Genomic DNA, 13,946 nt, shown 5'->3' on the forward strand with positions numbered 1-13,946 from the left:
CAGCCAGATGCAAGGCCACACCGGCATGCTATCAATGGATGAGCAGGGCATTATTAATCGCCAATTAGAATGGGCAAAATTTAGAAAAGGAAAGGCAGTTACCATTAAGGAGTAAGGAAATGCTTAGCAAAGGACTTGCTTATGAGCAGATCGCCGAGAAATACCTTCGCACCCAAGGACTGAAAAGCATAACGAACAATTATCGGTCCAAGTTTGGTGAGATTGATTTAATTATGGGAGATAAGAATACCCTAGTCTTTATTGAAGTCAGATATCGAGCAAGAAATAACTATGGCATCGCAGCTGAAACCGTGACCCCACACAAGCAAAAGAAGATTATTAAGACTGCAAGCATATTCCTTTCTCACAAAAAGCTATGGAATATGCCATGCCGATTTGATGTTATATCTATCAGCCAGAAAGAGAACAGCTTATCCGAGCAAATTCATTGGCACAAAGCTGCATTCGATGCATCTTATTGAGCTCAGTTTATTACCTAAATCACCTAAAACGGTTAACTAGAAATGTCCGAACTATCACCACTATCAAACTACCTATGTGAAGCTGTTGATTCTGCCGCAGCAAACCTTGAAGCACTTAGTGAAAACCTGGAGCAAGCTTGCGACCTAATTACACAGACACTTCTGAGCGATAAAAAACTGATTATTTGCGGGAACGGTCTATCTGGACCAATCGCAAGCCTTTTAACAACCTGCTTAATGAACCAACAGGAATTCGAACGCCCAAGCCTTCCTGCGATCAATATTTCTATCGATTCCACAACTATTTCTGCTATTGCGAAGGACGGCAATTACAACCTTAGCTATGCCAAGCAAATTAGAGCCATTGGTTTCGAAGGAGACACCCTGATTGCACTATCTATCGATGGCAACTGCAGCAATATTGTTCAAGCAATTCAAACCGCGCACGAAAAGGACATCAAGGTAATCACACTTATCGGTCATAAAGATGGGAAAATTTCTGCGATAAAGCAGGGACAGGATGTTGAAATCCAGCTAAACACCAATTCGGTAGCGCGAGCGATGGAAGCTCAACTTATGGCAGTTAATGCCATGTGCCACCAAATCGAAAATCAACTTTTTGGTGGCGCATTTTAGTTAAGAAAGCCTAGAACAGGCTTTCTCTTTATTTAACTATCTTTAGAGAAGGCTTATGAGGCAGGTGTTCTGCCGCTTTCTTCCCTTCATCTTGTGGGTCATTCGGACTCGGCGGCTCTGGTGCACCAGGCTCAGCCCCGAACACCATACCCTGTCCATTTTCTTTTGAGTAAATCGCCATAATAGCTACGATAGGAACGTAGACCTGCATCGGAACGCCACCAAAACGCGCTCGAAAACTAATAGCCTCTCCATCAATTAACAGCTCATTAACCGCACCAGGACTAATATTGAGTATAATTTGCCCATTCGTGACATAGTCTTCTGGGACACTTACACCCTGGATACCGGCATCAACGACGATATACGGCGTCATGTCGTTATCCAAAATCCAATCATTTAGTGCTCGAACCAGATATGGCCGACTTGGAGTCATTCCGCTCACCCCTTTACTCATTATTTAGCGACTTAGTGTCGCATTTCTTTTTCTAGTTCAGACAAGCTAGCTTGAAAGGACTCACGCTGAAATATACGATCCATATACTTCGAAATCGGTTTTGCCTGGACATCATCTAACTCAATTCCCATTACCGGTAAACGCCACAACAAGGCAGAAACACAGCAATCGACAATGGTAAACTCTTCACTCATGAAGTAAGGCATTTCTGAAAAAATCGGCGCTGTAGCAATCAGGCTTTCTTTTAATTCCTTACGATACTCATTCGCCTTCGCAGCATGCGGATCAGCAAGAATTGCATCAGCCAGACGACTCCAATCTTTACGGATTCGGTACATCATCAAGCGGCTTTGCGCTCGAGCAACCGGATATACTGGCAACAAAGGAGGGTGCGGAAAGCGCTCATCCAAGTACTCCATCATAATATCCGACTCATAAAGTACTAAGTCGCGGTCAACCAAAGTAGGCAAGTCATTGTATGGATTATGATCAGAAAGCTCAGCAGGCTTGTTATCTGGGTCAACGTTAACAACGTCAACTGCGACACCTTTTTCCGCTAAGACTATTCTTACCCGGTGACTGTAATGGCTCTCACCATCAGAAAAAAACGTCATGGACGAACGTTTGGTCACAACACCCATATACTTACCTCAACCTTTAAATCAGATTTACTGCACTGATAGCACAGTTTTAAATTTGGGCAGAATTATACACGATTTACAAGCCAGTCGTGAAAATTCTCTTGGATAGAAACAAAAAAAGCCCTCCATGCCTACACATGGACGGCTTTTATTCTTCTTTCTAGCTAACTAGTGAATATCTCTCCAATACTCTTTGTTCAAGAAGTATGCAAAAACAAACAAAAACGCTAGGAATATAAGAACATTTCGGCCAAGTGCCTCACTTTCAAGCCTAGAAGGCTCACCAACATATTCTAAAAAGTTAACCAGATCATAGATCGCTTCGTCATATTCAGCAGGACTCAAGCTTCCTTCTGTCGCATATTCAGAACAACCACTACTCTTAACAATATTTCCGCTTAATGGATCAACAACAGGCTCAACACCTAACTCTGGCGCGACAGCACAAACACCCTGCAAACCAGCTAGTACGTGCGGCATACCCACATCTTTGAAAATTACGTTATTCACACCATAAGGGCGCTTTGAATCGGCGTAAAATCCACGCAAGTAGTTATATATCCAATCAGGACCACGCAAACGAGCACTCAAAGTCAAATCAGGCGGAGCACTACCAAACCAAACCTTTGCCTGATCTTCAGCCATGGAAATTTCCATTAACTGGCCGATCTTGGTATCACCTACGAGAATATTTTCTTCAAAAATATCATGAGGAATTCCTAAATCATCAGCGGCACGCTCATAACGAGCGTACTTCATTGAGTGGCAAGCAAAACAGTAGTTCACAAATAAAGATAAACCATTCTGTAAAGACTCATTATCTGAAATGTCTGTTTTGATGTGATCCATAGGCGCTGCAGGTCCACCTGCAGCAAAAGCACCTAAAGAAATAACAGAACAGAAAACCGCAATTAATAAATGTTTCATTATCCTGTCACCCTCTCTGGAACTGGCTTGGTTTTTTCAATCTTTGTATACCAAGGCATTAATAAAAAGTAGGCAAAATACACAGCAGTCAAAATCTGCGCCCATAGCGTTCTTTCAGGCGTCGCAACAACAACACCTAAATAACCGAGTATAGAAAATGATACGACTAACAACGCTAGCGCAACTTTACTGATCCAGCCTTTATAACGAATAGACTTAACAGGGCTCTTGTCCAGCCAAGGCAAGACAAACAGAATTGCTATTGCAGCACCCATCACAACCACACCCAAGAATGCATCAGGTACAGCACGAAGCATTGCGTAGAATGGAGTAAAGTACCAAACAGGAGCAATATGATCAGGCGTTTTCAGCGGGTTTGCTGGTTCAAAGTTTGGCTTCTCGATAAAGTAACCACCCATCTCAGGGAAGAAGAAGACAACACCACAGAATACAAACAAGAAAACAACAATACCGACAATATCGTGCACACTATAGAAAGGATGGAAAGGAATACCGTCTTTTGGAATACCGTTTTCGTCTTTATTCTGCTTTATTTCGATACCATCTGGGTTATTCGAACCCACAGTATGTAAAGCTAATACATGCAGAACAACCAATGCCAAAATAACGATAGGCAATGCCACGACATGCAAAGCAAAGAAGCGGTTTAGCGTGATACCTGAAATCAGGTAATCACCACGAATCCACAAGGACAAATCCTCACCAATGTAAGGGATCGCGCCAAATAGGTTTACGATAACCTGAGCACCCCAGTAAGACATCTGGCCCCACGGTAACAAATAACCCATAAATGCTTCAGCCATCAAAGCTAAATAGATCGTCATACCGAAGATCCAGATAAGTTCTCTAGGCTTCTTATATGAACCATACATTAAGCCACGGAACATATGCAGATAAACCACAACAAAGAATGCTGAAGCGCCGGTGGAGTGCAAGTAACGCAGCAACCAGCCATATTCAACATCACGCATAATGTACTCAACCGATGCAAACGCACCTTCAGCACTTGGGTTGTAGCTCATAGTCAACCAAATACCAGTAAGAAGCTGGTTAACCAAAACAACCATTGAAAGCACACCAAAAATATACCAAACATTAAAGTTCTTTGGCGCGTAGTATTTACTCATGTGATTTTCGAATGCTTCAACAACAGGGAGGCGCTCGTCAATCCAGTTAATTAGCTTTTGCATTATGCCTGCTCCTCATCAACACCAATAACTACCGTTGCATCATCCAGGTACTTATAAGGAGGAATTTCCAAGTTCTTAGGTGCTGGAACCCCTTTATAGACTCGACCTGCCAAATCAAAACGAGAACCGTGACAAGGACAGAAAAAGCCACCTACCCAGTTAGCATCAAATTCTTGAGGCTTCACTTCTGGCACGAATTGTGGAGAACAACCTAGGTGAGTACAGATACCAACAATGACTGCATACTCAGGGCGCGAAGATCTAAACACCCCTTTAATATATTCAGGCTGCTGAGGTAACTCAGACTGAGGGTCTCGCAACTCATCAGACAGCTTTTCAATATTATCAAGCATCTCTTGAGTTCGACGAATAACCCAAACAGGTTTACCTCGCCACTCAACAGTCATTCTCTGACCTGGCTCCAACTTTCCAATGCTTGCTTTAACTGGCGCACCGGCAGCTTTTGCTTTTGCACTTGGATTCCAAGACGCAACAAACGGAACCGCTGCTCCAATTGCCCCTACCCCACCAACAACGGAGGTAGCACCGATTAAAAATCGGCGTCGGCCAGCATTAACGTCGCCATCACTCATATAGGCATCTCCCAATATTAACTACGTACCAATATTTACGTAGTAGTTTAGTTATGATGACCCAGCAACATCTACCCCAGTATAAGTAACTTATACCTGCGTAAATAACGCCCAATCACTTTATCTTATCGACACTAGACTAAAATTTTAGACCGCGCACTTCAAAACCCACAGATAGTAATTAAATTGACCTGCCGCTTCAACAACTTTCGCTACAATATCCCTAATAAAAATAAGGATTAACATAAAAAAAAACGCCTGCCAGCATAACCGACAAGCGTTTCTTGAATAAGGCGTATTAACGCTTTGAGAACTGAGGCTTCTTACGCGCTTTGCGTAGACCAACCTTCTTACGCTCTACTGCACGCGCATCACGAGTAACCCAACCTGCTTCACGCAGTGCTGGACGCAACGTTTCGTCATACTCCATTAGAGCACGAGCAATACCGTGACGAATCGCACCAGCTTGACCAGTTGTACCACCACCTTTTACAGTGATTTTTACATCAAGCTTATCGGCCATCTCTACCAACTCTAGAGGCTGACGAACAACCATCTGAGCAGTCTTACGACCAAAAAACTGATCTAGTGCACGGCCATTGATCTCAATATTACCGCCACCAGATTTTAGAAATACGCGCGCCGCAGAAGTTTTACGACGACCAGTTCCATAATTATATGTAGTTGACATAATCGCCTTCCGTTAAATATCTAAAACTTGCGGTTGTTGTGCAGTATGAGGATGAACATCACCAGCATACACTTTTAGCTTTCTGAACATTTCACGACCTAGAGGTCCGCGTGGCAACATGCCTTTAACCGCACCTTGAATAGCACGCTCAGGAGCTTTATCGATCAATTTTTCGAAAGAAATCGACTTAAGACCACCGATATAACCAGTATGTCTGTGATAAATCTTATCTTTAGCCTTGTTACCTGTTACTGCAACTTTCTCTGCATTAACAACAACAATGTAATCACCTGTATCAACATGAGGTGTGTATTCTGGCTTATGCTTGCCCCTTAAACGGCTCGCAATTTCACTTGATAAGCGACCAAGTGTTTTGCCTGTAGCATCTACTACATACCAGTCACGCTTTACGCTTTCTGGCTTTGCACTTAACGTTTTCATTTATTCCGCCTTTAGCTCCAATGAGCCTTTACAAAATCCAAGTTCGATGGCAATTTCGCCATTCGGATGTCACGAATTATCGCGGTTTCACATATTGAGACGGGGCTGTACTCGCAAAGCTACACCGATAATTTTAGGGCGCGCAGTATAATATAATTAAACACAATTAATCCAGAACTAATTTAGTTTTTCTTTCATTGCCCCGCATAAAAAATTTCTTCGGCATTATCTCTCAAGGCTGCAGCCAAGATTTCAGGGCTTTCAGAGCGAATATTACATAGCGCCGAAAAAACCTGACGAATATCCGAAGGACAACCAAACTCTCGCCTCAACCCGGAAACTCTCATATCCGGGCTATCCGTCTCCAACAACAAACTACCCAAAGGGGCTGTCGCAACAGCGGATCGGGTTCGCGTGGCACTTGGCCAAGTAATAACGCAACCTACACCGATGCTTATCCCTTTGGCGACATACTGATCGAGCAAGTCCTTGCCTCCGGAGAAGGCATGAATCACCCCCTTCCCTGGAAACTTCTTTAATGCGGACAGTATCTGGGAATGCGTTTTTCGAGCATGCATGATAACGGGCAAACCATGATCACTTGCAAGCGCCAACTGCGCCTCAAACAAGCTGTACTGCAGAGCCATATCTGCTGCCGTTACATCAAGCCCTATCTCGCCAACAGCAACCAGCCCCTCAGGCCGCTGGGATAAGCACGCATCAAGCCTGCTAATATCGCCTAAAGAATGCCTAGCTATAAAAAGAGGATGCAACCCTAAGGCATAACTTAGCTGAGGATGGCCAAGCGATAAGCCTTGCACCCCCTCCCATGATCCACGATCAATCGATGGGATAATCAACTTTGTTACACTTGCCCGGCGACAACTTTCAAGCAGGGCTTCTTGCCGCCCCTCAAACTCAACAAAATCTAAATGACAATGAGTATCGTAAAGCTCCGGACCTATCACCTCATTCTGCAATTAGTGCTCTCGCGTCTTTCTAAACTGCACTTCAGGGTAGCGCTCTTCAGATAACTGTAAATTCACCATCGTTGGCGCGATATAACTCAAGTTATCCCCCCCATCCAAAGCTAAATTATCAAAGCATTTCTTTCTAAACGCCTCTAGTTTGACCGGGTCATCACACGACACCCAGCGCGCCGTCGCAACGCTGATCGGCTCATACATAGCATCGACCTTATATTCAGCCTTTAATCGATGCACTACGACATCGAACTGAAGCACCCCGACGGCACCAACTATCAAGTCATTTGACTTCAGCGGACGAAACACCTGAACAGCGCCTTCTTCAGACAATTGAATCAAGCCTTTGTTAAGCTGCTTCATCTTCAGAGGATCTTTCAAACGAATTCGTCTAAAAAGCTCAGGCGCAAAGTTTGGAATGCCCGCAAACTTAAGCTGCTCACCCTCAGTAAAGGTATCACCTATCTGAATCGTCCCGTGATTATGCAAACCAATAATATCGCCTGCATAAGCCTCATCTGCATGTTCTCGGTCACCTGCCATAAAGGTCACCGCATCTGAAACACGCACATCTTTACCTGTGCGAACATGCTTTAACTTCATTCCTTTCTTATACTTTCCCGAACAAATGCGCATAAATGCGATTCTGTCTCGATGCATTGGGTCCATATTTGCCTGAATTTTAAAAACGAAGCCTGTGAACTTTTCTTCTTCGGCCTCAACCTGGCGCACATTCGTCGCTCGTGATTGCGGCGCAGGCGCCCACTCAGTTAAGCCTTCAAGCATATGGTCTACACCAAAATTACCCAGAGCGGTACCGAAGTACACCGGCGTCAGTTCGCCTGCTAAAAATAGCTCATGATCAAACTCGTGCGATGCACCTTTAACTAATTCAATTTCATCTCTAAGTTCTTCTGCATAATGCCCAATCGCCTCTTCCAGCTCTGGATTATCGAGACCTTTTATTACTCTTGAATCCTGAATCTGATGACCTTGCCCCGTCTGATAAAGGACTGTCTCATCCTTATATAAGTGATAAACACCTTTAAACTCTTTACCCATGCCAATAGGCCAGGTGATTGGTGCACACGCAATCTTTAGAACGTCTTCCACTTCGTCCATTAACTCTATCGGATCTCTAATATCCCTATCGAGCTTATTCATAAAGGTTACAATAGGCGTGTCACGAAGACGCGTAACCTCCATTAATTTGATTGTACGTTCCTCTACACCTTTGGCTGAATCAATCACCATCAAACTAGAGTCAACCGCAGTTAAGGTTCGATAAGTATCTTCCGAGAAATCTTCGTGCCCCGGCGTATCAAGCAAATTAACCAGACATTTATTAAATGGAAACTGCATCACCGAGGTCGTTACCGAGATACCACGCTCCTTTTCCATTTCCATCCAATCAGACTTTGCATGCTGACCGCTTTTCTTCCCTTTCACGGTACCGGCTTTTTGAATCGCCGCGCCAAATAACAGGACTTTTTCAGTAATGGTGGTCTTACCCGCATCAGGGTGAGAAATAATCGCAAAGGTTCTACGCGTGGAGATTTCATCTGTTATTTGTGACATTAAGAATACTTACCTTAAGATTTCGGCATGCCAGTCCGAAAACCAGCCTTAATAAAAATTTCTGTGATTATAAACGTCTGAGTATTTTTTCGCAGCAAGAGAAAAATTTAGACTTGAAGGTCGACCGATAACTCTAGTGTCATTAATACGGCATTTTCTTTTCCTTGAGCAGCAGGATAATAATTTGGTCTCACACCAACCTCATTAAATCCTTCAGAGAAATATAAGTCGATTGCCTGGCGATTCGACTCTCTGACCTCAAGAAAAAATACATTTGCTTGCTTCTGTATCGCTTTAGATACCGTGTATTGAAGAAGCTTTCGACCAAAGCCTTTTCTCGCATATGCAGGATCAATGCATATATTCAGCAAGTGCGCTTCATCCAATACATATGAAACAAAAGCATAACCAATAAGCACCCCTGCCCGCTCTACGCCAAAACAGTCATCTTTGCCTAGAGAGGTCTCGAGCATTTTTTGACTCCAGGGTAAAGGGTAGGCTCGTCTTTCAATATTTAAGACCGCGTCTAAATCTGCTTTACATAAGTCTCGAAAGGAAATTGAAGTCAACTTACTCACCAAAGTAAGCACACAATTCTACCCAGGTGTCTGACTTGCGCTGCGGGAAACGAAGCATGTCGGCCAGGGAATGACTAAAAACGTTAAAGCTAAGAGCGGGTCTGGATGAAACTAGCTCGGCGTAGAATTTCTTCAGCTGCGGATACGCCGCCCCAAAATACAGAACACTCTTTACATCTTCAGCACAATGGGAGTTGATCCAACTTGCCAGCAGAACAGGTAAATCCCCCCCTTGCTTACTTTGCAAGTTAAGAGAGCGGAACACCGGCCAACTGAACAGCTGTTGGAATTCTGGCTTATCATGCAGGTCATGCATGCCTGCTTTTGATTTAATTATATTTTTTAGCAGAGTCAGCTCTACTGGATGACTTGCCGGTTCCAAAGACTCAGAAATTATCAAACCATGACTGGTTCTATATAGAACCAGAGAAAAACTATCTAAGGCGCGATCACCAGATAATGAAGGCAAAGCACTAATATCAACACCTTCAGAATCTGACTGCTGTCTTCCTACAGGTGCTCGCGACTCAAGACTCTCTTGAACCGGTTCCTCAGCACCGTTAGGACGAAGCCCACCCGCTTTAAGAATATCCATGGCAGAGTGAGCTCTCTCTACTGCAGCCAAACTCTCAGTAACATTGCGCTCTGGCGCAACTGAATCCTGCGGAGCATGCTTTAACTCTGACTCACCAAAATCTGTTATCGCGGGCTGAAAGAGGACCGTTTCAGGCGTCAGCGCAGCTCCGGAAAGCTTTGTTCGGGCATACCACTGGTGAACCCCCATCGCACAGAGGTGCGACTGCCTATCGGATAGCGCCAACATACTACTTATACATCGCCTTGCGGGTGCTGCCGTGGATCGTGACGTTCAAGTAAATTAAGCGCATGCAAATAAGCCTTTGTAGAAGCAATGACAATATCGGTATCTGCACCTAAACCATTTACAATACGCCCGTCTTTCTCTAGCCGAACCGTTACCTCCCCTTGAGAGTCGGTTCCACTTGTGATGCTATTTACAGAATATAATTGCTGCGCAGCACCCGAGTTAACTATCTTCTCGATTGCCTTATAGGTTGCATCAACCGGGCCACTACCGTCTGACTCAGCAGACTTTTCCTCTCCATCGACGAGCAAAGTAACCTTTGAGACAGGCACAACACCTGTCTCGGAACACACTGACAAACAAACCAAGGAATAGAGATCGACCTGATCTAGAGATTTAGTCGAACTTACCAATGCATGCAGATCCTCATCAAATATCTCGTGTTTTTTATCTGCCAATTCTTTAAATGCTGCAAACGCCTGATTTAACTCAGTCTCAGACTCCAATGAAATTCCAAGCTCTTCTATTCTGGAACGAAATGCATTTCTGCCAGAGTGTTTACCTAGAACCAGACTATTAGTATGCCAGCCAACATCTTGAGCCTTCATAATTTCGTAAGTTTCTCGATGCTTCAATATACCATCCTGGTGAATGCCAGACTCATGCGCAAACGCATTTGCACCAACAATTGCTTTATTTGGCTGAACCGGGAAGCCGGTAATCGTCGACACTAACCGCGAGCAAGGCACGATCTGTGTAGAGTCGATATTTGTCGATAGGTCAAACAAGTCAGATCGTGTACGAACTGCCATTACAACCTCTTCCAAAGAAGCATTTCCGGCTCGCTCACCCAATCCGTTAATAGTACATTCAATCTGGCGTGCACCATTGGTTACCGCAGACAAAGAGTTTGCAACAGCTAAGCCGAGATCATTGTGACAATGAACCGAGAAAATAGCTTTGTCTGAATTTGGAATTCGCTCGATAAGGTTTTTTATGGTTTCACCAAACTGCTCGGGAATCGCATAGCCCACCGTATCCGGGATATTTATTGTGGAAGCACCAGCATTAATCGCTTGCTCTATAATACGACAAAGAAAATCCAACTCTGAACGACCAGCATCTTCACATGAAAACTCGACATCATCTGTATAGCTTCGCGCTCTTTTTACTGCTCGCACAGCTTGCTCGACAACTGCATCTGGCTCCATTTGAAGCTTATACTTCATATGGATCGGGGAGGTTGCTATAAAGGTGTGAATACGCGACGCATTTGCTCCTCTTAAAGCTTCAGCAGCACGATCGATATCCTTATCCAATGCCCTGGATAGAGAACATATTCGAGAATCTACTATTGTATCAGCGATAGATTTAACCGACTCAAAGTCGCCCGGACTTGCAATCGCAAACCCCGCTTCAATAACATCAACACGCATCTTCTCAAGTGCACGAGCAATTCTCAATTTCTCTGCCTTGGTCATCGATGCACCGGGGCTTTGCTCGCCATCTCGTAGGGTCGTATCAAAGATAACAAGCTTATTTTTATCGGACATTCGCCGTGCTCCTAAATCAATATCCTAAAGAGTTTATCTAAGCTAATACAATACATTGCAGCTTATTAAATCAAACCGCTAACTATAGCGACAAGACCTAAGTTAAACAATGCTCAGTCAGTAAGAATTCACGTTATTTCGATATCTCTACAGAGTAGCGAGCCTATAGAGTGTCTAGAGTAAACAACCTAGTAAACTATCATATGCTCGATATTGCGAATTGGTCTATCAAATAAAGCAAAGACCATTGAACTTCTCGCGATTATAGACGAAAATTCGCGCTTCGCTTTGAACTTGTAATTTTAATTGGGGATACGTCAAGATGACGGCACAGAAAATACTATTTACCGCAGTAATTTTTCTTTTTAGTACGCTAGCGTCAGCGCTAGAAAAGAAAACAATTTGTACATGGGATCCAGTAGGGAAGAACGGCCCAGTAATGACTTTCTATTCAGATTTAAAGCCAAAAGCTATCGCATGGGGTTTAGATCTTGAGTTTATCGCTTATACCGATGAAAAAGTTGCTGCTAACGACTTCAAAGCTGGTGTATGTGACGGCGCTCACTTGAGTGCAATCCTATCACGTCAATTTGTTCCTTTCGCAGGGACACTTGATGCAATTGGCGGTATCACTTCCGACTCTGGTCTTGGTAAAATTCTTGCTACTCTTGCAAGCCCTAAGGCTGGCAAAATCATGACAAACGGTCAATATGAAGCAGTTGCTGCATGGCCTGTTGGCTCTATGTTCGCGTTCGTAAACGATAAGAACATCAATACAGTTGCAGACTTCAGCGGCAAGAAGATTTCAGTTCTTAATGAAGACCCACAGACTCACAAGCTTGCTAACATGGCCGGCGCATCACCTGTAGGCACTTCTTTGGCAACGTTCTCTGGCCAGTTCAACAACGGCAACATTGATATCCTTTTCATGCCAGCACTAGCTTACAACACTTTTGAGCTATACCACGGCCTTGGCGACAAAGGTGGCATTCTTGACTACCGTCTATATTACGGCATGCTTCAAACAATCACCAAGAAAGACAACTTCCCAGCAGACTTTGGTAACAAAATGCGTAAATACGTTGTTGGCCGCTTGAAAGCTATCAATAAACTAGTTGCTGATGCCGAAAAAGAAATACCAGCTAAGTACTGGATCAAAACTAACGAAGAGACTAAAAAAGAGCTAGTTAAGTTTAGCCGTGACATTCGTCTAGCACTTAAAGCTGAAGGTAAAATGGACCCTAAAGCGCTCAAGCTGCTTTGGAAAATCCGTTGTGCTGAAAACCCATCTGCAAGTGAGTGTGCAACTCCTGAATAGGCTAATAGCTTAGCAGATTATAAAAAGGCTCCTTTTAAGGGGCCTTTTTTATTATCAGTGCTTCTCTTTAGGTCTACAATAGCACCATTAGAGGAGCAAACTTATGTCTGACATTCAATATGGCACTAATGAGCCAGTAATATTCACTATGCTAATGACACCTGAAATGGCTAACTTTTCAGGTAACGTACACGGCGGCGCACTATTAAAGCTACTAGACCGGGTCGCTTATACCTGCGCATCACGCTATAGCGGCCATTACGCCGTCACCCTTTCTGTAGACCAAGTTAACTTTCGCCAACCGATTAAAATTGGCGAACTCGTCACCTTTTTATCTTCTGTAAACTACGTCGGACGCACGTCAATGGAAGTAGGCGTCAAAGTCGTTGCTGAAGATATTCACTCTCACGAGAAGCGCCATACCAACAGCTGCTATTTTACTATGGTAGCAATGGGTGAGGATGGAAAGCCCACAGAAGTTCCGCCACTCGACTTTAAAGCAGATAAGCAAAAACAGCGCTATATTGCAGCAAAAGTAAGAAGGGAGCTTCGTAAAGAACATGATCTGCGGCTGAAAGAGATTCACGATAAGTGGATCAGTAATACGGAACATATGACTGAAGAGCAGATCAACGTAGAGTTCGAGAAATACCGGCAAAGCTAAATACCATGCCGGTATAAAAACTCTGTTTTACGCGTGTTGCTTACAACAGCCAGCGTGAACACCTACATAATAAGCAGCGGCACCTGATTTACTTACTAACACGGTCAGATAGTAGCAAGTTTAATTCAGAGCTATAACTATTAACAAAAAACCCTTGAAGACGTATATCTCCAAGGTTTTTTCATATTTTTTCTAAATTTGCCTTTTCACCAGACAATAAAAAACCCCAGTAGGACGACCTACTGGGGTTTCTAATAGAAGCCTGACGATGACCTACTCTCACATGGGACCTCCCACACTACCATCGGCGATGCTTCGTTTCACTTCTGAGTTCGGGATGGGATCAGGTGGTTCCAAAGCTCTATGGTCG

At 43.8% G+C, this 13,946-nt stretch carries 16 protein-coding genes and 1 rRNA gene; 4 read left to right on the forward strand and 13 right to left on the reverse strand.

Annotation, left to right across the window (positions count from 1 at the left end; all coding sequences use genetic code 11):
* Nucleotides 1-119: 119 nt before the first annotated feature.
* Together A3766_RS00450 and A3766_RS00455 are read left to right on the forward strand one after the other, a co-directional pair.
* A complete protein-coding gene (locus A3766_RS00450; protein WP_068507997.1) occupies nucleotides 120-482 on the forward strand; it encodes a YraN family protein in 363 nt (120 codons plus the stop codon).
* A 42-nt stretch (nucleotides 483-524) separates the two neighbouring features.
* Nucleotides 525-1,118, forward strand: coding sequence for an SIS domain-containing protein (locus tag A3766_RS00455; RefSeq protein ID WP_068516397.1), 594 nt, complete (start codon nucleotides 525-527; stop codon nucleotides 1,116-1,118).
* A 28-nt stretch (nucleotides 1,119-1,146) separates the two neighbouring features.
* On the opposite strand, the gene A3766_RS00460 is transcribed toward A3766_RS00455, so the two are convergent.
* The 12 genes from A3766_RS00460 to A3766_RS00515 form a co-directional block, all read right to left on the reverse strand.
* Nucleotides 1,147-1,554, reverse strand: coding sequence for a ClpXP protease specificity-enhancing factor (locus A3766_RS00460; protein ID WP_156490427.1), 408 nt, complete (start codon nucleotides 1,552-1,554; stop codon nucleotides 1,147-1,149).
* 32 nt (nucleotides 1,555-1,586) lie between these two features.
* Nucleotides 1,587-2,216 (reverse strand): glutathione S-transferase N-terminal domain-containing protein, encoded by a 630-nt coding sequence (locus tag A3766_RS00465; RefSeq protein ID WP_068516402.1) that lies wholly within the window; start codon nucleotides 2,214-2,216, stop codon nucleotides 1,587-1,589.
* A 168-nt stretch (nucleotides 2,217-2,384) separates the two neighbouring features.
* Nucleotides 2,385-3,143: a cytochrome c1 gene (locus A3766_RS00470; RefSeq protein WP_068516405.1), complete on the reverse strand. Its 759-nt coding sequence runs from the start codon at nucleotides 3,141-3,143 to the stop codon at nucleotides 2,385-2,387.
* On the reverse strand, nucleotides 3,143-4,354 hold the full coding sequence (locus tag A3766_RS00475; RefSeq protein WP_068516409.1) for a cytochrome bc complex cytochrome b subunit: 1,212 nt from the start codon (nucleotides 4,352-4,354) through the stop codon (nucleotides 3,143-3,145). The genes A3766_RS00470 and A3766_RS00475 overlap by 1 nt, the downstream gene beginning before the upstream one ends.
* Nucleotides 4,354-4,947, reverse strand: coding sequence for a ubiquinol-cytochrome c reductase iron-sulfur subunit (gene petA / locus A3766_RS00480; protein WP_068516412.1), 594 nt, complete (start codon nucleotides 4,945-4,947; stop codon nucleotides 4,354-4,356). The genes A3766_RS00475 and petA overlap by 1 nt, the downstream gene beginning before the upstream one ends.
* 298 nt (nucleotides 4,948-5,245) lie before the next feature.
* The gene (gene rpsI / locus A3766_RS00485; RefSeq protein ID WP_068507251.1) at nucleotides 5,246-5,638 is read right to left on the reverse strand and encodes a 30S ribosomal protein S9; all 393 of its coding nucleotides are present in this window, start codon (nucleotides 5,636-5,638) and stop codon (nucleotides 5,246-5,248) included.
* A gap of 12 nt (nucleotides 5,639-5,650) precedes the next feature.
* On the reverse strand, nucleotides 5,651-6,079 hold the full coding sequence (gene rplM / locus A3766_RS00490) for a 50S ribosomal protein L13 (protein WP_068516415.1): 429 nt from the start codon (nucleotides 6,077-6,079) through the stop codon (nucleotides 5,651-5,653).
* A gap of 194 nt (nucleotides 6,080-6,273) precedes the next feature.
* Nucleotides 6,274-7,059, reverse strand: a complete 786-nt coding sequence (locus tag A3766_RS00495) for a TatD family hydrolase (protein ID WP_082880417.1) — start codon at nucleotides 7,057-7,059, stop codon at nucleotides 6,274-6,276.
* A complete protein-coding gene (gene prfC, locus A3766_RS00500) occupies nucleotides 7,060-8,640 on the reverse strand; it encodes a peptide chain release factor 3 (protein ID WP_068516418.1) in 1,581 nt (526 codons plus the stop codon).
* Between the two features lie 107 nt (nucleotides 8,641-8,747).
* Nucleotides 8,748-9,209, reverse strand: a complete 462-nt coding sequence (gene rimI, locus A3766_RS00505) for a ribosomal protein S18-alanine N-acetyltransferase (protein WP_082880447.1) — start codon at nucleotides 9,207-9,209, stop codon at nucleotides 8,748-8,750.
* 1 nt (nucleotide 9,210) lies between these two features.
* Nucleotides 9,211-10,041 carry a hypothetical protein gene (locus A3766_RS00510; protein ID WP_068516424.1) on the reverse strand — a complete coding sequence of 277 codons (831 nt, stop codon included), beginning with the start codon at nucleotides 10,039-10,041 and terminating at the stop codon, nucleotides 9,211-9,213.
* A 5-nt stretch (nucleotides 10,042-10,046) separates the two neighbouring features.
* Nucleotides 10,047-11,594, reverse strand: coding sequence for a 2-isopropylmalate synthase (locus A3766_RS00515; protein ID WP_068516426.1), 1,548 nt, complete (start codon nucleotides 11,592-11,594; stop codon nucleotides 10,047-10,049).
* 322 nt (nucleotides 11,595-11,916) lie between these two features.
* Between A3766_RS00515 and A3766_RS00520 the strand changes: the two genes are divergently transcribed.
* Both A3766_RS00520 and A3766_RS00525 read left to right on the forward strand, forming a co-directional pair.
* Entirely contained in the window at nucleotides 11,917-12,912 is a 996-nt protein-coding gene (locus tag A3766_RS00520; RefSeq protein ID WP_068516429.1) for a putative solute-binding protein, read from the forward strand.
* Between the two features lie 103 nt (nucleotides 12,913-13,015).
* Nucleotides 13,016-13,576, forward strand: a complete 561-nt coding sequence (locus A3766_RS00525) for an acyl-CoA thioesterase (protein ID WP_197475491.1) — start codon at nucleotides 13,016-13,018, stop codon at nucleotides 13,574-13,576.
* A gap of 260 nt (nucleotides 13,577-13,836) precedes the next feature.
* Here A3766_RS00525 and rrf read toward each other — a convergent pair.
* Nucleotides 13,837-13,946: ribosomal RNA gene (gene rrf, locus A3766_RS00530) — 5S ribosomal RNA — on the reverse strand; the annotation flags it as partial.

The sequence above is a fragment of the Oleiphilus sp. HI0132 genome, from assembly GCF_001635845.1.